Below are 20,695 nucleotides of genomic sequence, written 5' to 3' on the forward strand. Positions count from 1 at the left end.
ATGGATCGTGTCGGCGTGTGCAATGTTGCCCGACAGATGCGCTATTTTGATGCATCGTATGACAAGGCTCTTGATCTCTTGCTCACTGGCTACTGTTCCGTTTTTTAGAATTGGAAAGCCCTGACTGTTTCATCGTACGGAGAGGGATCTGTGGCGTAGCGGAACAGCAAAGGGGAAAACCGATTCTCGCGTGAGAGAGTTCTTGAGAAGCTACAAGAGCGAGAGCAAAGCAGCGATGGAACGCACATCAGTGATCCCACTCTTGTTTGTGCTTCTTGTTCACCTGCGATTACGAAGCCTGCCCAGTGCTTCAACCCCCTTTGCTGTCCATGGTCTCACAGACCCCATCCTCAATAAAGGAGTACCTGATGAGTCGAGCGATCATGTATACGTCATTTGGCGGACCCGACGTTTTAGAGCTGCAAGACATTGCAGAACCACATGCTGGTTCAGATGAAGTACGAGTACGAGTGGCCGCCGCAGGCTTGAACCCGATGGATTGGGGGATCTCTTCAAAGCCCGACGCGGCTGCAATGTTTGGCATTACGTTGCCATCAGGATTCGGTACTGATTTCGCAGGCATCATTGATGAGGTTGGCCAAAATGTCAAAGATTTTCATCTGGGAGACCGTGTCTTTGGCGGAGCGATTGGTCGCGCCGTCGCTGACTCTATTGTCTTGAATGTTTCAGCTGCAGAAACATTGTACCATACTCCCAGTGGCATTTCAGACATCATCGCAAGCGCACTTCCGGTTGCTGGTCTTACCGCCAACGCAGCACTGAGCGTTATCGGTGTAACGTCAGGTGATACGGTGCTCATAGGTGGTGCTGCGGGTGGCGTTGGCACATTCGCCGTACAACTCGCAAAGCTGGCTGGCGCAACCGTTATCGGTACCGGGTCAGAGGATTCATTCGACTACCTCCGTACGCTTGGTGCTCTTCCAGTCACCTATGGACCAGGATTGGCAGACCGCGTTCGTCAGCTCGCCCCAAATGGCGTCGACGCGGCTACAGCGCTCGTGGGGACAGAGACGATAGACGTGGCCCTTGCGCTTGGTATTTCGCCTGCTCGAATTTCTGCGATCGCTGCAGGACCGAATCCGCCAGGTGGTGTCCATGCAACAGGCGCGGCACAAGCCAGCCCTGGCGCACTCGATAGCATTACCGATGCTATACGGAGTGGGAAATTGATCGTCCCAATAGCCGCAACGTTTCCAATAGAACGTACCCGCGAGGCGGTAACGCTTCAGCGCGGGGGGCATGTTCGCGGCAAAGTTGTCATTACACTTTCTGAAAAGGACAGCTAAACCTCGATGAGGGGGTCAGCTGTAAATCCCAGAATTGAGTGCGGTGATTGTTGCCTCATTCTCTGAGGCAAAGAGTGAAGATAGCCTCCTTGAGAGGAGGCCCATTACCTCAAATAATTCATTATACAGAGATTACCGCGCTCAATTCTGGGATTTACAATCTGGCAGAGATGTTTTATTGAGAGACTTGTTTGTTTTTCGTTTCTTGAAAGGAAAAGGGGTTATGAACACACTCCAGGGAAAAGTCGCCTTAATTACTGGTGGAGGGAGCGGCATTGGTCTCGCGACTGCGAGAGAATTTCACGCGCAAGGAGCCAGGGTCGTGCTTGCAGGACGAGATCGCCACAAGCTCGAAGCGGTCGCTACTCAGCTCGGTCCTGATGTTGTGGCAATTCCCACAGATGTCACCAAAATGAGTGATCTCGACGCCTTGATGGCCCAGACGCAGGAAACCTTTGGCAACCTGGACATCTTGTTTGTCAATGCAGGCATCACCGGCAGCCGGACGCTTGCCAAGACGGATGAAGTGTTCTTTGATGAGCTGATGGATACCAACTTCAAAGGAGCCTATTTCACGATTCAGAGGGCGTTGCCCATCCTGAATGATCAGGCTTCCATTATTCTCGCTGGCTCAGTCAGCGCGCTGGTGGGAGGGACCGCCATTTCTGTGTATTCTGCCAGTAAAGCGGCACTCCACTCCCTGGCGCGAACGCTTTCGTCAGAACTCCTTGGACGTGGCATTCGTGTCAATACCATCACCACCGGGCCGACCGAGACGGGGATTTTGGAGCGAGCAGGGTATCCGCCAGAGGTCGTCCTTGCGGTCCGTCAGGCGTTTACCAGCCTGGTGCCAGTCAAACGTCTGGGCCGCCCGGAGGAGGTGGCAAAGGTCGCGCTCTTCCTTGCTTCCTCGGACTCCTCCTTCGTTGTGGGAACAGAGATCGCTGTCGATGGTGGAATCACTGCCTCTATCGGGCCATCACCCGTGCAGAACCAGTAACATTCTTTGCCAGGCTGAAATGTGTGGAATAGTGTGGCAAAATTCGGCGCACTATGGCTGTGTTTCGTTCTCGGTGAAGATCGTCACGATTCGCGCCTGGAAGTGATGGATACCAGGCAGTGCGGTCAACTCTGCTGGCAGCAAATCTGGAGCGTGCGCCTGTCACCTCTGCTTGGCCGGTGAGCGGGTCAGGGCGGAGACAAGAAGAGCAGCATCCGTCGCGCCAGTTGGGGTCGGCTTGTCTGCTCAAAACCCACCACATCAAGGCAGCGACCCGTGAAACTGACGGCGGGGACGCTGCCCTCGGAGGCTTTCCAGAAAATGGGAGCCTTCGAGGGCTGTGACCTGGGCAATCCGGCTGCGCAGGAGCAGGTCACACCTATTCCAACTATGGACCCTCTCCTCTCCTCTACACGAGCCAGTTCGGTTGCCGCGTCGGTAGGAAGTGCTGCTTGCCTTCACACGCTCTCTCAGATGGTTTGTTGTCAGTGTCATAAGGGACGTTAAAACACATACAAAATGGAATGTGTTATACTTGCTATCACCTATACAAACTGTATAGGTCTTACAGAGAAAAAGAGGTTAAGAGGATACACTCCAAATTGAGCCAGACCATTGCCTATTTGAGAACGTCCACTGATAAACAGGATCTCAGCAATCAGAAATTGGAAATCCTGGACTGGGCCAGGAAAAAAGACCTGAAAATTGATGCGTTTGTTGAGATCACTATCTCTTCTGCGCCACCAACTCAATCATCAGGTGCGCAAGGAGCCAAAGAATCTCGCGGAGATCTTCGGAGTGGCCGGAGCGCCTCCGACCAGGTGGGGCAGTGCGTGACCTGACATCCGGGTCTCGCATCGAACACGAAGCAAAGGAGCTTATGATGGAGAGAAGAGCAGGGCTTTTTCGCAGCACTCCTGGTGCCAGGCTCAATCCAGTCAAAGGTTGCTACACCGCGCTGGCGCTCTTTCTGCCGTTGATCGTCCTGGGCATACTTGGGCATACTTGGGCATGTGGCATTTGGAGGTCTGGTCATGTTTGGCGCGTTGCTCACCGCGTTCGGCGACCCTGGCACCTCGTCGCGCATGCAGGCAAAGACCTTGCTGGTGATCGCTGTCGGCGGAGCGCTCTTGACGGCGCTTGGTCGCCTCATTGGTGGGCCGTGGTGGCTAGAAGGGGTGGAGATCTTTCTTGCGGTTTTCCTCAGCGGAATGCTCGCCGCATATGGCAAGGCCATAGCTGGGCTAGGATCACTCTTGACGATCATCCTGGTGCTTTCGTTAAGTACGCAGAGTGGCCCGGCAACGGCTCCGTCCTCTGCGGCAGGCTTCCTGCTTGGTGGGGTGATCTTATTGCTATTTGCGCTTTTGTTCGCAAGGTTTCAAGCAGACCATAGTCCAATAAGAAGACCTCGAAGGTTCTGGCGCTCCAGAATATCGTGGCGACATTTCTGGGTGCGTTGCTAGCAGACCTCTTGATTGTAGGTGTGCAAAGTTCACTGGCGATAGGGCTGATTCTGGTGGCCGTCACTTTCCTTGCCTTCACAGTCAAAGAGCTGAACTACGTGCTTCACTTCTTCTTTCTCACGAACCTGATCCTGCTCGTCGTCAGTATCGGAACGGCAGGCCATGCCTTCGTCGTATGGCGCATACTTGCCATCTTGATTGGCGCAGGGATCGTCCTGGTGATCACGTGGCTGAATCAGGCACTTCTTGTGAAGAACGAACCGTTGCCAGAAGCGTTTACCACGCGACCAGCAGAAGATACCTCATCCACGGGAGAAGGAAAATAGCTTTATTCATATTTTATTCATATAAGAAGGAGGTGTTGGGATCTTGATAGGTCCAGCCTGCCTGGGTGATGTTTTTGCCTGCAACGACAAGGGCGGGTTTGCCCTGTATCTGTCCATGTCCGTCGATGGTGGTGTTATATAAACCCACTCCAGAGGATAGTGCCTGCCCTTGCCAGGTGAGGCGTTGGTGGGTGAGGAAGATGAAGTGCTGGCTGTCCGCTGACCAGAGACTATTAGGAACTGGTTGGAGCAGGCTGTTGGTCGCTGGCAATTCTCCCTGTTGCTGTTTTGCGATGCTCTGTTGATCGCGCAATAATTCGGTTTGCTGATGGCTGGCGCGTGAGATGAGGGACAGACTGTGTGTGCCATCCAATAGCAGGAAGCGGCTGTCCGGTGACCAGTAGGGGGCCGCGTCAGCCTCAGCGACGAAGCTGGTAGTGCTGTGATCCTGAAGATTGAGCAGGCTGTATGTACTGCCTGTGGTATAGAGAATGGTATTGCCATCCGGGGACCAGGCGAACTGGGTACAGGTACAATTTGTCAGTGTCTGGCTGCTACCGTTCAGGTCGCGTAGAACCAATGCGACGCTCAGTGCTTTGTCCGAGGCGGAGGCTGACTGTGGATTGGCGTATAAGAAGCTTTGATTTTGATGCGCGGGCCGCCACAGCAGCCGTTCCAATGAGGCGGGCAAAGGATGATCCGGCAGAGGGGAGCCGATGACGCTGTGATTGCTGGTAGTCATGCTGGTTGTAAATATGCCGCCGGTCGCGTTGCCCAGCACGAGATAGTGCTGTGTATCATAGGATACGGAAGGGGGCGAATAGCTGCTGGCATAGGCTTTGGCCGCGATGCCGCCTGGCTGATCATTCTGAGCGATCCACCATTGCGCGTTTGAAGGATTAAACGTGACGTTGCGGGCGCTCTGGCGAAAGATGAGACGCGAGCCATCGCTATTCCATTGGGGCGTGCTGTACTGGACATCCGCATTGGCAAAGGCGATCTCGATAGGCGTTCCGCCATCCACCCCGATAGTATTGAGCGTCCCGGGTAGATCCTGGATCACGCCGCTCGGTGTGCGCGCACTGATCTGCTTACCAGCGGCAGTTTTTGCAAAATTAGCATCCTCATTGCGAAAAGTGAGAAGATGATGATCGGGCGACCAGCCAAATCCCACAATCGGCGTATCCGGTTGGGATACCACCTCGAATGCGTTCGCCCCATCTGGATCAACGGTCCAGAATTGTCCATCGCGAATAAATCCCACCACGCTGGTACCAACATGACCGGGCGCGCAGGCCGCCAGCCCCAGCCCCAGGCAGCAGAGCAGCAGCAAGGCCAGCACAATGCGTTGTTGTCTCATAGAAGAAGTATACCATACTTCTCTCCAGCAAGCGAAAACCTACCCTTCTTTTTTTTGGGGTTCTTGTGTGATATCCTGCATGAGGAATTGCGGAAATGTGCCTATCACTGTGTAAAGATTTTCGAAAGTGATTATCTGGCAGATATGAAAAAACTTGAATATGTGCTTTTCTTAGGGATGACGGATGAGAAACGCAGTCAGCGCTATATACTTGATGCGCTGATTGGCCTGTTGCTGGCTATCATCGTGACGGTGCTTATCTACATCGCACGGCTCTATCCTTTGATTCCCAACATCTCATTTCTCTATCTATTGGTCGTGCTGGGTCTGGCAACGGTGCGTGGCCTGTACGCGGCAGTGATTGCTTCTCTGGTTTCCTTTATTTCCTTTGATTTCTTTCTGGTGCCGCCTGTTTTTACGTTTTCGGTGAGCAAATATGAAGAGTGGCTAGCCCTCTTTATCTTTCTGGTGACTGCGTTTATTACGGGTCAACTGGCTTCGGCGTTGCGTCAGCGGGCCGAGCAGGCATTGATGCGGGAGCGTGAGTCGCGTGCCCTCTATGATCTGGTCAATGCGACGACCAATGAGACGCATCTGGATCAGCAGTTGGATATTGTGGCACACGCGATTCTCAATAATTTCGCGACCTCCGGGGTGCGCGATTGCGCGCTTCTGTTGCCCGATGAGCATGGAAGGATCACTTTGCGGGCCTCCGCTGTGCGCTCCAAGGATGCGTTGGCGTTGAGTTCTGATGAGCTTCGAACCGCCGAGTCAGTATTGCGCAATGGGCGTATCGTGGATTTTCACGGTGAGCCAGGCTCGGATCTAAAGTCACCTTATCGCCTGAGCCGTGTGGTGAATGGGGAGAAGCATAAGCAGCGCTATACGCGTCTGGTTCCTCTGCATCAGGGACAGCGCGTGGTGGGCGTGCTGCGTCTATTGATGGCCGATGGTGGACGTCGTTTTCCGATTGAGCGTGCGCTTATCGATGAGTCTACCGATCTCAATCATCAGGCGACGTTTTTCTGGACCTTTTTGGATCAGGCGGCGGCGATGATCGAGCGGGCAAATTTGCAGCGCGAGGCGTTGCAGATTGAACTCTTGCAGCGCACGGATGTCTTGCGCTCAGCGTTGCTCTCTTCCGTTTCCCATGATTTGCGAACGCCGCTCTCCTCGATCAAGGCGGCGGCCAGCAGTCTATTGCAGGAGGATGTGGATTGGGATGAGGAGGCCCGCAAGAGTTTTGCCGTGGCGATTGAGCGTGAGGCTGATCGTCTGAATCGCCTGGTGGGAAATATTCTGGATATGTCACGCATTGAGGGTGGGGCGCTGAAGGCGGAAAAAGAATGGTATCCTCTTGATGAATTGATCCATGATGTGTTAGGACATATGAAGGATGTGTTGCAGGGGCGCGACATCGTGTTACAGATACCGGATGATCTGCCTCCCGTGCAGCTAGATTATCTGCAGATTGATCAGGTGCTTACCAATTTGATCGAGAATGCGATACGCTATACGATGCCGAATTCGCCGTTAGAGATCACGGTCGAGGTGGTCGATCATCAGATTATGGTGAGTATTGCGGATCATGGGACGGGTATTCCTCCCTATGATTTGGAGCGTATTTTTGATAAATTTTATCGAGTTTCGGGTGCGAAACGCAAGGCGACCAGCGTGATGGGAACGGGATTGGGCCTGGCGGTGTGCCGAGGATTGATCGAGGCGCATGGTGGGCATATCTGGGCCGCGAATCGTCCCGAGGGTGGAGCTATTTTCCGTTTTACGTTACCTCTTGAAAAGATAAAAGATGCATTATAAAAGGATTGAAAACAATGAGTAAAAGTGGGGCTCGTATCCTGGTGGTTGATGACGAAATTGAGATTATGCGTGCGTTACAGCGGAGCCTGACGGCGCACGGATACGAGGTATTTACTGCTCCGAATGGGGAAGTGGCCCTGGAAAAGTTGAGTGATCATCGCCCCGATCTGGTCTTGCTGGATCTTGGTCTGCCTGGCATGAGTGGCCTGGAGGTGTGTAAGCGTATCCGTAAACAGTCCAGTCTGCCAATTATTGTTTTGTCGGTCAAGGATACCGAACGGGATAAGGTGCTGGCGCTGGACCTGGGCGCAGACGACTATGTCTCGAAGCCCTTTGGTATCGATGAGGTCCTGGCGCGTGTGCGTGTGGCCTTGCGTCATACTGCCCAGACGCAATCTGGCACGGAGCCGGTGTTCGTGGCAGGTCCCCTGCGTGTGGATTTCGCGCAACGTAGCGTTCAGCTCAATGAAAAAGATGCCAGATTGACGCCAACTGAATATGATCTATTAAAAGCTTTGATCAAGAATCGCGGCAAGATCATGACGCGTCAAATGCTGCTCGCGCAAGTGTGGGGAACCGGCTATGGGACCGAGGCCCACTACCTACACGTTTACGTTGGTCAGTTACGGCGTAAAATCGAGCCCGATCCCGCCCATCCTCGCTTCATCCTGACTGTCTCGGGTGTGGGGTATCGCTTCAACGCCGATGACTGACCAATGTGTGTCCCGCTGTGCAGGACGCTTGCATACATATATGTTCAACTATTTCTGGTGATGATGAATGGTACTGACTACCACCGCTTCAGTAAATGTGCTACTTTGCCATCTGGAGTAAGCTCGTAGCGAATACGATCAGGATTGATATCCTTGAGCTGGTCATCATTCTCGACCGCGATGAGCGTGTCGCGTGGATGTACCAGCTGCCAGACCTGCGGCGCTAACGACGGGTCCTCCTGTAGATAGATATAGTGACGATTGGGCACTTTCGCCTTAAGCACTAAGCCCTCGGCTTTACTAAATGTCTCCTTCGCCTCTGGATCATCCAGATATGGATCGATGATTTCCATCATTTGTGGCGTTGTTGTGCGTTGCTTCTTCCCGGCCATATAGACGAACAGAATGGGATGTTGATCGTCGGCATTATTGACCGCCGCACGCACTACCGCTCCATTCTGATGGGGATGACCAGGAGAGAGGATCGCCAGGGTTGCACCCGCACGCGATTCCATCAGGCGTGTCAGCACCACCGGTACCGGAACCATGCCTTGCTTCTGACGCCGTGAATAGTTATAATATGCCAGCGCCATACCCAGCACGGCGACTCCACCACCGAAGGCTGTTGCCAGTGGCTTGTTGACCAGATTGGTTGCCCAGGCAATTGTGATGATCACCGTGGTCAGGATGCCCAGTCCAAAGTTGATCTTGAACCAGAGACTACGCGCCTCGTCCACTTCATTTACCGCAGCGGTCAATCCAATCGGCTGTGAGTCTTTGGAAAGCGCGACCGCGGGCTGTAGATTCGATTTCATCAAATCATGAACTTCAACTGCGCGATGGGTCTCGGCATTGGGATCTGGCTTGCTCGGCGGGGGCGTATTGCGTGCTCGCTTCAAATCGCGATAGCGCACAATATCCATACTCAGACAGGTCAGGGCAAAGGCACCCAGCAGGCCGAAGGCGTACATATCGCCCAGGATATTGATATTACCATTGACGGCGATCAAAACGGCAATTGGAATACCGGTTGCCAGGGCAATTGAAATATGGGGGGTGCCGCGCAGTTTGTTGCGCTTGAGAATCGCGGCCGGCAGAAAATCCATGCGTGACAGAGCAATGAAGACGTGGTACGCGCCGATGATCGCCGTATTACTGGCGAAGATCAGCAGGGCGCTGGCACTGATCGCTACTTCAATCTCCAAAACCCGTCCACCCCAGATGCCCGCCAGATGCGAGATCAATTGTGAAGACTGATCGGGATTGGCCGCCATAGATGGTAGCAGCAGCGTCGAGAGCATCGTTAACAGTGGACTGGTCACGCCTACCGTGATTACCACGAGTAGTAGGGCAATTCCCGCCACTCTTTTGTGCGGACGTCGCATGACTGGTGAGAGCTGCGAAATACTTTCCAGACCGGAGAAGGCCAGGAAGGCTCCCGCGAAGCCTGCCAGAAATGAGGAGAACGTCAAAGGATGTCCCGCGAACATTGAGTGGATCAGACCGAAGAATTCTGGTAGAGAGAGATGCGTGAATACGGTAAACAGAATGGCGAGATCGCTCACAAAGGCGACGATCGCGCCGACCAGACTGACCTTGGCGCTTTCACTAATACCGATCCAGTTGAGAATACCTAGCAGGATCATCACAGCGACCGTGACGCTAACCGCAATGAAGGTAGGGGCCAGCCAGGGAATGAAAACGCCGAGGTAGGCGATGCCTGAGATGCTACTGGTCGCGGCCGTCAGGAAGTAGTCCACGAGAATGAACATACCGCCAACCGCGCCAAACCAGGGATTCAGCGCCTGGGCGGCGACGGTTACGACACCTCCACCTTGCGGGAAACGATGCGTCACCTCTGCATATTTCAATGCGAGTAGAATAAAGGCGAACAGTGTCAGAAAGACAAAGAAGCCCGCTAAACCTTGAACCGTTTGATAGAGAATACCGGGGGTATAATAAACAGAGGTTCCGATGTCCGCAAAGACTACTGCCCAGCAGAGTAAGGGACCAAGCGTACTGCCAGATTCATGTTCATCCCCATGATCATGCGTAACCGCTTGTGTGTTTTGTGCCACAGATTCCTGTGCCATACTATTTGATCGTCCTTTGAAGAAGGAATTTATTACTGTTCCTACAACGTGCGGACTACCCTTCCACACAATGAATAGCCCAACAACAATATACGTAGTCGAAACAATGTATGCTTCCATAGTGTAGCACAGCAGGATAGGTCAAGTAAAATGTCTGTGGGGTGATTTTTGACGGAATATTAAGCATTCTTGTGTTTTTTTTGACCGGATTTTTACAATAATACTGCTTTTGTTAAGAAAATTTTAAGATTATGCTCTTTTCTCTTTTTCTACTGTGTCTACCAGTAGAAAAGCGCCTGCTGGCACTTTTTCAAAGGAAGCAGACAGCCTATAAATATCGCTGCCAGGCTGCTTGAGAGTATACTTTTGATCGAGCATCTTTGCATAGATCGCTGACCAGGAAATTTGAGTATTTCTTGAGGTTGAGGGATGATTCTATGAGACTATCTTGAGCCCTTCTGTCGTATCCTGGACTATACACACAATGAAATAGCTCCACCCGAATTTCCTATAACCAGTACTCTGTGAGACTTTATCAGGGGTGAGGGAAGACCAGGGCTTGTTAAGGATTGCATCCTTAACAAGCCCGCCATTCAGATCAAAGTCTCGTAGCGTACTACTCTGTCATCCTTCATTTGATGGGTTGCCCGCTACGCGGGCAGGTGGGGGGAAGAGGCCAGGGCGCAGCCCTGGAACCCAGTCAGGGGATTGCATCCCCTGCACCCCTGCCCTTCAAATGAAGCTTGACAGAGTAGTACTAGCGTCCAGAGATATAGAGCGTTAGAAACGATGAGTATGTCAGGATCAGATAAGCGAATACAGGCAGATGGACGGCCAGACCCGGATGCGCTCTTGAAGCGCTATCATCTGCACGATCAGACGCCGGACGTTGAGGGCGAGGATCAAGCGTCACATCCAGTCGGTGAGCGGGGCAAGCTGCGTGTCTATCTGGGAGCCGCCGCCGGAGTTGGCAAGACCTATGCCATGCTTAACGAAGGGCAGCGGCGGCTGGAGCGTGGAACCGATGTCGTGGTTGGCTATGTCGAAACGCATATGCGAGCACAAACGGAGGCGCAACTGGGTAAACTCCCCGTTATCCCTCCCAAAATGATCGAATATCGCGGTGTGCTGGTCAAAGAAATGGATACGGCCGCCATCATCACGCGTCATCCCCAACTGGCCCTGATCGATGAACTGGCGCATACCAACGTTGCGGGTTCGCTGCATCCCAAGCGCTACCAGGATGTGATGGATATTCTGGATGCTGGTATCGATGTGGTGACGACGCTCAATGTTCAGCATCTTGAGAGCTTGAATGATCTTGTGACCAGCATCACCGGCATCCAGATCCGTGAAACACTGCCCGACCGTATCCTTGATCAGGCCGACGAGGTTGAGCTGATCGATATCGCGCCCAATGCGTTGCGCCAGCGCATGAAGCACGGCAATATCTATCCCACCGAGAGGATCGAGCCCGCGCTCAGCAACTTCTTCCGTGAAGGTAATCTCACCGCACTGCGCGAAATAGCCCTGCAACAAACCGCCCGTAAGGCCGAATCGCAACTGCAAAGCTATATGACCGAGCATGAGATTGCCACCCGGTGGTCCACCAACGAGCGTGTCCTGGTCGGATTTGATCATCGTCTCCAGAGCCGGGCCGTCATCCGCGATGCCTGGCGACTCGCCCACGGCCTGCATGCTGACCTGATTGCCGTCTCGATCCAACTGACTGGCTATCCCGCCTTTATCAGAAAAGTCATTAGCTTCTTCTGGAATGGGGGAAGCATACGGCAGCACAACGAAGAGATTCAGCGGCTGCGTGATGAACATGCTCTGCTGGCAGAGGATCTGGGGGCTGAAGTCATCCGACGCAGCAGTACTGATATTGCTGGCACCCTGGCCGAACTCGCCCGCCAACGACACGCCACTCAAATTGTCCTGGGACAACCCTCGCACTCCTGGTGGGAAATCCTGCTCTATGGCTCCGTCACCAACCGTATCCTGCGTCTTGGAACCGATGCCGATATCCACCTTGTCCCCACCAGAAGTGAACATGCCCGCTGAACCTCTCTCGAGGTTCCCTCAGGGTGAGCCTAAATATTTCTTGAGAAATATTTAGGCTCACCCTCATTTTCTTTAGGGTTCCTTGAGAATGTGCGCTATATAATTCAGCAGTTATGTCAATTGGGAAGAATGATGCCTTTATTGGATTTTGTCGCATCACCCAATAAAATTGATGCTGTGGCATAGCTGCATAGGAGAGCTCAAGCGATGTATCAGAAGGACCCGCAAACCCTGAATACCTCGGATAATGATTTTTCTATCTCTGCGAATACGACTGATTATGACCGCCAAAGTGTATTGAAGAGTGTTGGTGCTATCGATGAAGATGATCCTGCTCGCATTGCTCGCCGCGAAATCATTCAGGGGAAATACCCCAGTCATGAACGTATTCGGACGGTACGTCCCAGTAAGAGGGCGTTGTCAAATGTCAGCCCGGGCTTGCTGATGGCTACCGATGAGTTGCTCGCGCCGCCGCGTGGGAGTGGACGCATCTTTTATACTTTGAAGCGTGCGCTGATTGGGGCTCCGCTGGCGAACTCGCAGGCGGAACATGAGCGCCTACCCAAATTTAAGGCGTTGGCAGTGCTCTCATCGGATGCGATCTCATCAGTGGCCTATGCCACTGAGACCTGTATGGGCATCCTGATTTTGGCGGGCCTCTCATCATTACACTTGGTTTTACCGATTGGTATCGCGATTGTCGCTTTGCTCGCTATCGTCGCTATCTCTTACAGCCAGACCATTCCGGCCTATCCCAATGGTGGTGGTTCCTACATTGTTGCTAAAGATAACCTGGGCACCAACGCTGGCCTGGTCGCTGCGGCGGCCTTGCTGATCGATTATGTGTTGACGGTATCGGTGAGTGTGGCATCGGGTGTGCAAAACCTGGCCTCGCTCTCCTTCTTCCACTTTCTCTCATCGACCTCGCATCTGGAAGCGTGGGTTGATGTGGCGTTAGTGGTCGTGATCACCATCGTCAACCTGCGTGGTGTACGGGAATCTGGTTCTATTTTCGCCATCCCGACCTACTTCTTTATCTTCAGCGCGCTGCTGATGATCATCATTGGTTTCTTTGAAGCCTTCGTGATCCATCATCAACCCTTGATCGGTACCTTTCACGTTATCAATAATCAGGCCGTACATGCCACTGAATCAGTCTCCTTATTCCTGGTTCTGCGAGCCTTCGCCTCTGGTTGTTCGGCCATGACGGGTGTGGAAGCCATCTCCAATGGTGTACCGGCCTTCAAGAAGCCCGAAGCCCGCAATGCTCGCATTACCTTGATGTGGATGGCGATCATCCTGGGAACGCTTTTCGGTGGTATCACACTATTGACACTCTCATTTGGTATCTCGCCTGATCCCAGTGGCACCCAGACCGTGATTGCCCAGCTTGCCGAGCGTATCTTCACCGGACCCCTGGCCTTCATGTTCCCGCTCTTCCAGATCGGCATCCTGCTGATTTTGACCCTGGCTGCTAATACCAGTTATGCTGATTTCCCGCGTCTGGCCTCACTACTGGCACGTGACCATTTCCTGCCGCACCAGTTTGCCTTTCGTGGAGACCGTCTGGCCTTCTCAATTGGTATCGTCGTCCTGGCAATCATGGCGAGTGTTCTGCTGATCGTTTTTGACGGCAGCGTGGACCATCTAATCGACCTCTACGCGGTCGGTGTCTTCATGTCCTTCACGCTCTCGCAGAGCGGCATGGTCCTGCACTGGTGGCGCTTACGGGCGGAGAAGAAGAACTGGTTACGTAGCGCCATCATCAACGGAACGGGAGCGCTCACCACTGCTCTTGTCGCATTGATCATCGCCATTACCAAATTTGCCTCCGGTGCCTGGATCGTCGTCGTCCTGATCCCGCTCCTCGTCCTGATGTTCATCGGGATCAATGCCCATTATCGCCGTGTCGAGCAGGAGCGCACCAGTAACATCCCGGCGAGCCCAACGGACATCAAGCACCTGTTCATCGTGCCCATAGCCGGCATGGATCGTGTTTCTATCCAGAGCCTCTCCTATGCCCGTTCGATCACCGATAATGTGATCGCCGTACACGTCGCTATCGATGACAGCGACGAACAGCATGTCCGTGAGGCCTGGAAACGCTGGCGACCCAACATCTCAGCCGACGAAAAGACCGAACTTGTCATCATCGAATCGCCATATCGATCCCTGGGCAAGCCCCTGCTCGCCTATATCGACACCATTCATGAACTCTATCCAGACTATACTCTGACCGTCTTACTACCCGAGTTCGTTGTAGGTCACATCTGGGAACATATCCTGCACAACCAGACAGCGCTCGCGCTCAAAGCCGCGCTGCTCTTCCGTCCAGGAATCATCGTCACCAGCATGCCGCAACACCTCTCCAGCCGCATCTAAGCGCCACAACGAAAGAAGGCTCGACCGTAAGGGATCGAGCCTTCTTTCGTTGTGGATACGATATATAAACGAATTCATTGACACGCTATTTGGAGGATTTCCCCAAATCCCGATAGAGAAGTGTAGGTGCGTGCCGAGGTCGCAACCGAGGTGCGCTTTCCACGTCTCGTATCGCAATCTCGCCCCAATGCTCGGTGATTTCCCCCCACGCGCATATGGGGGTATGGCATGAGCCTACGGTGGGGCGAGTTGTACGTGTCAATGTATTTGTGTTGATGGGAGGGTATCGAGCATGGTGTGGATGAAAGGGGTGGCGACGGCGAGCCAGTCGAAGGAGTTGGTCCAGGCAACCCATTGGGCCTGGGTGGGCCAGCCGGGACGATAGCGGGGGATGAGCTCTTTGGGCATGGCGATGGCCCATTTGCTGCCTTCTCCCAGTCCTCCAGGGGTGAGGCGCACGGCGATGTTAAAGACGTTTTCGTCGGGAAGTTGCTGCTTCCAGTCGGGTAGCTTGCACAGCAGAGGCTCGTGTCGCCACTGGCTGAATAAGATGGGGATATCCTGCCCGTTGGCCTGGTGTTGCAGAGTGATGACCTGTCCGACGACGGCTGAGCGTTCCCATTCGGGGAAGCGGAGAGCGACGACATAGCGGTACGCGTCCAATCCGTTGGCGGCGCTGAAGATAGCTAATTGAGCGGGCTGGCAGCGTTTCTCGATATCAGCCTGCCAGATGCGTACCATGGCGTCCAGGCGCTTCTTTTTGTCTTCGTCGCTCGCGTGGGCCAGGTCGCCGGTGTTGGCTGGATAATCGGTTGAGTGGTTTGGCATCGTAATTCTTGCCTTTCTCTGGTGCGCCACGGCTCTGGTGCGCGCCAGCAGTATCTCACGGTTTCCATACATAGTATCTTATATTATGTTATGTCTAGCCAGGCTTGCCACAACTGTGGGCAAGTGCGTTGTAACCAGTCTCGAATATCAGCGGGCAGGGTTGCGATGTAGGTCGCGGGCTCGTTGCTGGGATAGCGCTTGAGCGTCAGGCTGTAGGCATGCAAGAATTGGCGTGCCAGGAGGTTTGATGCGTTCTGTTGCTGTTCCGGGCGGGCATACATCTGGTCGCCGACGATGGCGTTGCCGGAGGCGGTCAGGTGCGCACGGATCTGGTGGGTACGTCCGGTGATGGGACGGACGTCGAGTAGGGCATAGGGTTCTTCAATCCCCAGGACGCGTAGCGAAGTCTGGGATTGCTGTCCTTCTGGTCCCACGATACAGCGGCGGCGCTCAGCGGGATCACGTTGCAGGGCGCCATCCAGGATAAATTCATCCTCCGGACTGGCACTGAAGAAGTAGGTGCCATCGACCAGCCTCTCGGTTCCGTCGGGACTACGCTGGAGGATGCTGAAGGCTGCACGTGGTTGCGCCCATTCAGGTGCTCCGCGCTGGATGACGGCCAGATAACGCTTTTGGATGCTATGATCGTGAAATTGTTTGATCAGATGTTTGCGCGAGCGGTCAGTACGCGCCAGCGCCACGATGCCGGAGGTGTCCTTGTCCAGGCGATGGACCAGGCAGGGACGCGGCAACCAGCCATCCTCGCGCCAGAGGCGGTCGGTGCGCTGCCGCCGCAGCATCTCGCGGATCTCCGGGGGGGCACCCGCCCATTGTGGATCATCGGGCAACTCGGCCGGCTGCCAATTATCCCCATCTTGCTGCTCCACATAGGCCAGAATCGCATCCCATAGTGTCCCATCACTGTGTTTATAGGTAGGATGAATAACCAGACCCGCTGGCTTGTTTACAATAAGGAGATAATGGTCTTGATAGATAAGTGCGACGTCAGCAATTTCCATGTCGTGAGTATAGGCGTTTCTCAAGCAGGCGTCAATATGATTTCGCAAAGTGGAATGCGTCAATCCCGCCATGTATAACGTATCAATGGTACAGCCTGCGTCTGAGGCGTTATCGTGGGCGTGCGTATATGCCGACGCGGTCGTAGCCATATAGTCTTCTAAAAAGAGAGAAAAAAGCGGTTCCAGGCAGCCTGTAGTGCGGCCTTATGCACATAAGGGATTGTGTGCATGTGGTAGAATGGTAACAACATATTTGCTTGGAACGATCCATACAGGCAGATAAAGAGGGATGGACATGTCACAAATAACATATTTTAATGAGCCAGAATTACGTGATCCTGTGGTGGTTGTCGCCTTCGGGGGCTGGAATGACGCTGCGGATTCGGCCACGACGGCTATTAAATTTCTGATTGATCGTTGGGATCCGCAGAAGATCGCCGAGATCGATGGTGAGGAGTTCTTTGTCTTTACCGAGGCTCGCCCGACCATCAAATATAAAAATGGTGTCCAACAAAGTAATATTGTCTGGCCCAATAATGAGTTTTTCGCGTACAGTGATCCCGATGCCACGCGCGACGTGATCATCCTCCTGGGTAGCGAGCCACAATTGAAATGGAAGACGTTCTGTGCCCAGTTTATCGAGATATGCCAGAAGTTCCACGTCTCTGAAGTGGTCTTCCTGGGAGCCTTGCTGGCCGATATCCCTCATTCCCTGACCGTACCGATTACCGGTACCTCTTCAAATGATGAGGTAATGGAGCGCCTGCGCGAGATGGATGTGAATAAGTCGCGCTACGAGGGTCCGACGGGTATGATCGGCGTATTGCATGATGCCTGCCACGTCAATGGCATATCCTCTGCGACGCTCTGGGCAGCCACGCCTCATTATCTGGCGGCGGCCCCCAATATCAAGGTGACGGCTGCGCTGCTCACCAATCTCAATCAATTCCTCTCCTTCGGACTGGATTTATACGAGATCCAGGAGGATGCGGTACGCTTTGAGGAACAGGTTACGGCCCTGGTATCGCGCGATCCCGAGGCTCGCGACTACGTACGTCGCCTGGAAGAACAGATCGCCAACGGGATTGATCCCGACGATGATGATGACGACGACGACGAGGATGAAGAGGAAATATTCTCATTAAGTCCCGACCGTGCACCCGGTAGCGGTCCCTTGCCCAGTGCTGACAGTCTGATCCGCGATGTCGAAGCGCTCCTGCGCGAAAGCCGGATACAGGGACCATCTAATCAATCTGACGACGAAGAGGAAAATGAATGAGCATCGAACCCTACTCATTAGAAGAGGTACTTCAGCCGCGCTCAGTAGCGATACTGGGCGCATCTCGTGCTCCGCAAAAGTGGGGACACGTCGCCGCTAAACAGCTTATCACCGGAGGATTCGCCGGTGATATTTATTTAATCAATCCTTCCGTGAAAGAGATCCTTGACCGCCCGACCTATCCCAGCCTGCGTGACGTCCCTGGTCCTGTGGATCTGGCGGTGATCGCGACGGCCTTCCCTCATGTCCAGCAAGGGGTGGATGATTGTATCGCTCATGGTGTCAAGGGCATTGTGATTATCACCGCAGGCTTCAGCGAAACCGGACCTGAGGGCCGGGAGTTAGAGCAACAACTGGTCGCACGATGCCGTGCGCACGGCATCCGCGTCATCGGTAGCAACTGCATGGGCCTGTATGTCCATCGTTCGCGGCTCAACGCCCTCGGCATGGTCTTTCCCCTGCCTGTAGGACCGATTGGACTGGTCTCTCAGAGCGGCAATCTGGGTATGTACTGGTATGCGCAGGCACATCTCGATGGACTGGGCTTTACCACCTTTTTGAGCGTCGGAAACGCCGCCGACGTCACCTTCCCCGAATGCATGCAATACCTGGGAACTGATCCCGCCACCGAAGTCATCGCCGGCTATGTAGAAGCCATCCAGGAAGAAACGCTACGCACCGTCACCAAAGAAATGTATCGTGCCGGAAACTACAAGCCCACTGTGATCTTCCTCAGTGGTGCCACCGAAGTTGGCGTACGTGCTGCACTCTCCCATACTGGCACCAGGGCCACCGTCCGACCGGACAACGACACCAGTCTGCTTGGGAGTGGCGTCGTACGCGTCATCCGCTCCGACGAACTCTTCCCGGTCGCCCAGGCTCTAGCCATCCAACCACCCACACCCAAAGGCGGACGACGCATTGCCGTTGTTGGAGATGGCGGAGGCAGTTCAGTCGCTACCGGAGACGCCGCCACCCGTGCGGGATTAGACGTGCAGATCTTAAATGACGACACGCAGCAAAAACTGCGCCATCTCATGCCCGACCGCGCCACCTCTACGAATCCCATCGACGTTGCCGGAGCCACCGACGAAGATCCCATCTCCTTCGCCACCATCACCGAAGTCTGCCTGCAAGATCCCGAAGTTGACGGAGTCATCATCACCGGACTCTTCGGGGGATACCGCATGCTCCTCTCCGAAGACTTCGGCGCACGCGAAGAAGAGGCCGCCCATATGCTCGGAAGACTGGTCCGGGAACACAAAAAGCCCGTACTCGTCCAGACCGTCTACGCCCGGCACGACATCCCTGCGCTCAACATCCTGCGCGCAGAAAACATTCCCTACTACGAATCCGTCGAAATCACCTGCCGAGCCATGACCGCCCTCACTGAAATCGGCCAATTCCTCGCAACCGTCCAGGAATCAAAAACCCTCACCGTATAACGAAAAACGGAGAAGCGGGCCAGGGTCCGCTTCTCCGTTCCTCGTACGATATCCTTGCCTCACGCCAACAACCACGATATCAGGGGAAAAACCACAAATGCCGGAAACATATATTGCTATAATTGCATGTGCTGTTCGAGTAACGATGCTCGACCGTAAAGCAGCAATACGAGGAAGGATGAACAAAAACGAAGTGTATTCGTGCCGCAGCAATGGTGTCAGAGCATAAGAAAGAGCATTGGGGAGCGATGTAGGTGCGTGCCGAGGCCGCAGCCGAGGTGCGCTTTCCCGTTCATCGTACGATATCCTCGGTCGAGGCATGGTGCCCAGGCATAGGAGTGCGTTAGGGAAGATGTCGGTGCGAGACGAGGAAAGCGCACCTCGGTTGCGACCTCGGCACGCACCTACACTTCTCCATCATCATTTTCGTTATTGAAGCGGTATTGACCGTAAAGGCTCGATCCTTTTTAGTTGGTCTTATAGTCATTTTTGTGGAGATGAGGCCTGCTCCATTGCGAGCGGGCCTATGGAGCTTAATCAAAGAGATTGTGCAGGCGTTGGGTCTGTTGATAGGCCTGGCTGACGGTGCGTTCGATGAGTTCGCGGGTTGTGGGGATGTCGTTGATGAGTCCTATGGCCTGTCCGGCCCAGACGAAACCCTCTTCAAGGTTGCCTTCGAGGGAGGCGCGAGTGTTGATTATACCCCTGATATGGGGGAGCAGGCGTTGTAGCCGCTCTTCAGGGCTGGCGTTACTCTGTTCAAGCTCGTGTTCGATGCTCAGGATGGCGTTGGGGATCGTTCCTTTGAGGACACGGGCCGGTCGCCCGATGGCTCGTTCGATGATGACCGTGTCGGTTTCTCTGGCTTCGACGAGCGCTTGCTGATAGGTGGGATGAGCGTTGCTTTCGCGGACCGCGACAAAGCGTGTGCCCAGTTCAATGCCATCGGCTCCCAGGGCCAGGGCAGCGGCTAAGCCACGTCCATCGGCGAAGCCTCCGCTGGCAAGCACGGGAATTTTGACGCTATCGAGGATACGTGGGACCAGGACGGTGGTTCCGATGTCGTCGCGTCCCAGATGTCCACCACCCTCGAAACCGACGGCGATGATGGCATGCGCGCCCAATTGTTCGGCTTTTTGTGCCGCTCGCACTCCCGCAACCAGGACCATTGTTTTGACGGCGACGCCGCTCTGCTGGATTGCCCGCAAGAGTTTCTCTGGATTGCCTCCGGTGATGCTGATCGCCGCCACCTGCTCCTCTAACGCTACATCCAGAAATCCATCTAGCGCGACATGGCCGATGGGGAAGTTGACGCCAAAGGGCTGAGTGGTCAGTTGCCTGACCTTCTGGATATCGCTGCGCAGTTCCTCGGGGGTCGCGAAACAGGCGCAACCAAGCTGTCCAAGTCCGCCCGCCTCAGAGACGGCGGCGGCCAGTTCCGCATAGGATAAATGAGATAAGCCCCCCTGCACAATGGGATAGCGGATATTGACGAGAGCGGTGAAACGCGTATGCATCTTCTCTGGTAGCACGGTCATCGACAGAACACTCCTTCTCGCTGGATAGATTAGATGCCCGACATGGTTGTGCGCCGG

Annotated in this window: 18 protein-coding genes; 13 read left to right on the forward strand and 5 right to left on the reverse strand. The window is 54.2% G+C overall.

Going from position 1 to position 20,695, the window contains the following annotated elements; all coding sequences use genetic code 11:
- Window positions 1-368 precede the first annotated feature (368 nt).
- The 7 genes from F1593_RS22900 (at window position 369) to F1593_RS22925 (ending at window position 4,099) form a co-directional block, all read left to right on the forward strand.
- Entirely contained in the window at window positions 369-1,307 is a 939-nt protein-coding gene (locus F1593_RS22900; protein WP_149403889.1) for an NADP-dependent oxidoreductase, read from the forward strand.
- Window positions 1,308-1,530: 223 nt separating this feature from the next.
- Window positions 1,531-2,307, forward strand: coding sequence for an SDR family oxidoreductase (locus F1593_RS22905; protein WP_149403890.1), 777 nt, complete (start codon window positions 1,531-1,533; stop codon window positions 2,305-2,307).
- 33 nt (window positions 2,308-2,340) lie between these two features.
- Window positions 2,341-2,490 (forward strand): hypothetical protein, encoded by a 150-nt coding sequence (locus F1593_RS28585; RefSeq protein WP_172632370.1) that lies wholly within the window; start codon window positions 2,341-2,343, stop codon window positions 2,488-2,490.
- A gap of 93 nt (window positions 2,491-2,583) precedes the next feature.
- On the forward strand, window positions 2,584-2,814 hold the full coding sequence (locus F1593_RS22910) for a hypothetical protein (protein WP_149403891.1): 231 nt from the start codon (window positions 2,584-2,586) through the stop codon (window positions 2,812-2,814).
- A 95-nt stretch (window positions 2,815-2,909) separates the two neighbouring features.
- Window positions 2,910-3,149 carry a recombinase family protein gene (locus F1593_RS22915; RefSeq protein ID WP_149403892.1) on the forward strand — a complete coding sequence of 80 codons (240 nt, stop codon included), beginning with the start codon at window positions 2,910-2,912 and terminating at the stop codon, window positions 3,147-3,149.
- A gap of 153 nt (window positions 3,150-3,302) precedes the next feature.
- On the forward strand, window positions 3,303-3,773 hold the full coding sequence (locus F1593_RS22920) for a hypothetical protein (protein WP_149403893.1): 471 nt from the start codon (window positions 3,303-3,305) through the stop codon (window positions 3,771-3,773).
- Window positions 3,746-4,099 (forward strand): FUSC family protein, encoded by a 354-nt coding sequence (locus F1593_RS22925; RefSeq protein ID WP_172632371.1) that lies wholly within the window; start codon window positions 3,746-3,748, stop codon window positions 4,097-4,099. The genes F1593_RS22920 and F1593_RS22925 overlap by 28 nt, the downstream gene beginning before the upstream one ends.
- A gap of 13 nt (window positions 4,100-4,112) precedes the next feature.
- On the opposite strand, the gene F1593_RS22930 is transcribed toward F1593_RS22925, so the two are convergent.
- Window positions 4,113-5,459: a TolB family protein gene (locus F1593_RS22930; protein ID WP_172632372.1), complete on the reverse strand. Its 1,347-nt coding sequence runs from the start codon at window positions 5,457-5,459 to the stop codon at window positions 4,113-4,115.
- 144 nt (window positions 5,460-5,603) lie between these two features.
- On the opposite strand from F1593_RS22930, the gene F1593_RS22935 reads away from it, so the two are divergent.
- Window positions 5,604-7,277 carry an ATP-binding protein gene (locus F1593_RS22935; protein ID WP_172632373.1) on the forward strand — a complete coding sequence of 558 codons (1,674 nt, stop codon included), beginning with the start codon at window positions 5,604-5,606 and terminating at the stop codon, window positions 7,275-7,277.
- A gap of 14 nt (window positions 7,278-7,291) precedes the next feature.
- Window positions 7,292-7,990 carry a response regulator transcription factor gene (locus F1593_RS22940; RefSeq protein WP_149403897.1) on the forward strand — a complete coding sequence of 233 codons (699 nt, stop codon included), beginning with the start codon at window positions 7,292-7,294 and terminating at the stop codon, window positions 7,988-7,990.
- Between the two features lie 77 nt (window positions 7,991-8,067).
- On the opposite strand, the gene F1593_RS22945 is transcribed toward F1593_RS22940, so the two are convergent.
- Window positions 8,068-10,083 (reverse strand): APC family permease, encoded by a 2,016-nt coding sequence (locus F1593_RS22945; RefSeq protein WP_172632374.1) that lies wholly within the window; start codon window positions 10,081-10,083, stop codon window positions 8,068-8,070.
- Window positions 10,084-10,872: 789 nt separating this feature from the next.
- On the opposite strand from F1593_RS22945, the gene F1593_RS22950 reads away from it, so the two are divergent.
- Together F1593_RS22950 and F1593_RS22955 are read left to right on the forward strand one after the other, a co-directional pair.
- Window positions 10,873-12,147 (forward strand): universal stress protein, encoded by a 1,275-nt coding sequence (locus F1593_RS22950; protein WP_149403899.1) that lies wholly within the window; start codon window positions 10,873-10,875, stop codon window positions 12,145-12,147.
- 207 nt (window positions 12,148-12,354) lie between these two features.
- On the forward strand, window positions 12,355-14,529 hold the full coding sequence (locus F1593_RS22955; RefSeq protein ID WP_149403900.1) for an APC family permease: 2,175 nt from the start codon (window positions 12,355-12,357) through the stop codon (window positions 14,527-14,529).
- A 258-nt stretch (window positions 14,530-14,787) separates the two neighbouring features.
- Here the strand turns inward: F1593_RS22955 and F1593_RS22960 are convergent, their stop codons facing one another.
- The gene (locus F1593_RS22960) at window positions 14,788-15,357 is read right to left on the reverse strand and encodes a hypothetical protein (RefSeq protein WP_149403901.1); all 570 of its coding nucleotides are present in this window, start codon (window positions 15,355-15,357) and stop codon (window positions 14,788-14,790) included.
- A gap of 83 nt (window positions 15,358-15,440) precedes the next feature.
- The gene (locus tag F1593_RS22965; RefSeq protein WP_149403902.1) at window positions 15,441-16,526 is read right to left on the reverse strand and encodes an RluA family pseudouridine synthase; all 1,086 of its coding nucleotides are present in this window, start codon (window positions 16,524-16,526) and stop codon (window positions 15,441-15,443) included.
- A 145-nt stretch (window positions 16,527-16,671) separates the two neighbouring features.
- On the opposite strand from F1593_RS22965, the gene F1593_RS22970 reads away from it, so the two are divergent.
- Complete coding sequence (locus F1593_RS22970; protein WP_172632375.1) at window positions 16,672-17,655, forward strand: PAC2 family protein; 984 nt, start codon at window positions 16,672-16,674, stop codon at window positions 17,653-17,655.
- Complete coding sequence (locus tag F1593_RS22975; protein ID WP_149403904.1) at window positions 17,652-19,100, forward strand: acetate--CoA ligase family protein; 1,449 nt, start codon at window positions 17,652-17,654, stop codon at window positions 19,098-19,100. Before F1593_RS22970 ends, F1593_RS22975 begins: the two co-directional genes overlap by 4 nt.
- Window positions 19,101-19,633: 533 nt before the next feature.
- On the opposite strand, the gene F1593_RS22980 is transcribed toward F1593_RS22975, so the two are convergent.
- Window positions 19,634-20,668: an NAD(P)H-dependent flavin oxidoreductase gene (locus tag F1593_RS22980; protein WP_268907080.1), complete on the reverse strand. Its 1,035-nt coding sequence runs from the start codon at window positions 20,666-20,668 to the stop codon at window positions 19,634-19,636.
- Window positions 20,669-20,695 lie beyond the last annotated feature (27 nt).

This window comes from Dictyobacter arantiisoli (assembly GCF_008326305.1).
GTDB classification, from domain to species: domain Bacteria; phylum Chloroflexota; class Ktedonobacteria; order Ktedonobacterales; family Ktedonobacteraceae; genus Dictyobacter; species Dictyobacter arantiisoli.

Excerpts from the sequence above, each read along its gene's own strand:
- F1593_RS22955 (WP_149403900.1), top strand. The coding sequence starts at position 12,355 with ATGTATCAGAAGGACCCGCAAACCCTGAATACCTCGGATAATGATTTT.
- F1593_RS22950 (WP_149403899.1), top strand. The coding sequence starts at position 10,873 with ATGAGTATGTCAGGATCAGATAAGCGAATACAGGCAGATGGACGGCCA.
- F1593_RS22930 (WP_172632372.1), bottom strand. The coding sequence starts at position 5,459 with ATGAGACAACAACGCATTGTGCTGGCCTTGCTGCTGCTCTGCTGCCTG.
- F1593_RS22975 (WP_149403904.1), top strand. The coding sequence starts at position 17,652 with ATGAGCATCGAACCCTACTCATTAGAAGAGGTACTTCAGCCGCGCTCA.
- F1593_RS22935 (WP_172632373.1), top strand. The coding sequence starts at position 5,604 with ATGAAAAAACTTGAATATGTGCTTTTCTTAGGGATGACGGATGAGAAA.
- F1593_RS22970 (WP_172632375.1), top strand. The coding sequence starts at position 16,672 with ATGTCACAAATAACATATTTTAATGAGCCAGAATTACGTGATCCTGTG.
- F1593_RS22905 (WP_149403890.1), top strand. The coding sequence starts at position 1,531 with ATGAACACACTCCAGGGAAAAGTCGCCTTAATTACTGGTGGAGGGAGC.
- F1593_RS22900 (WP_149403889.1), top strand. The coding sequence starts at position 369 with ATGAGTCGAGCGATCATGTATACGTCATTTGGCGGACCCGACGTTTTA.
- F1593_RS22940 (WP_149403897.1), top strand. The coding sequence starts at position 7,292 with ATGAGTAAAAGTGGGGCTCGTATCCTGGTGGTTGATGACGAAATTGAG.
- F1593_RS22960 (WP_149403901.1), bottom strand. The coding sequence starts at position 15,357 with ATGCCAAACCACTCAACCGATTATCCAGCCAACACCGGCGACCTGGCC.
- F1593_RS22965 (WP_149403902.1), bottom strand. The coding sequence starts at position 16,526 with ATGGCTACGACCGCGTCGGCATATACGCACGCCCACGATAACGCCTCA.
- F1593_RS22945 (WP_172632374.1), bottom strand. The coding sequence starts at position 10,083 with ATGGCACAGGAATCTGTGGCACAAAACACACAAGCGGTTACGCATGAT.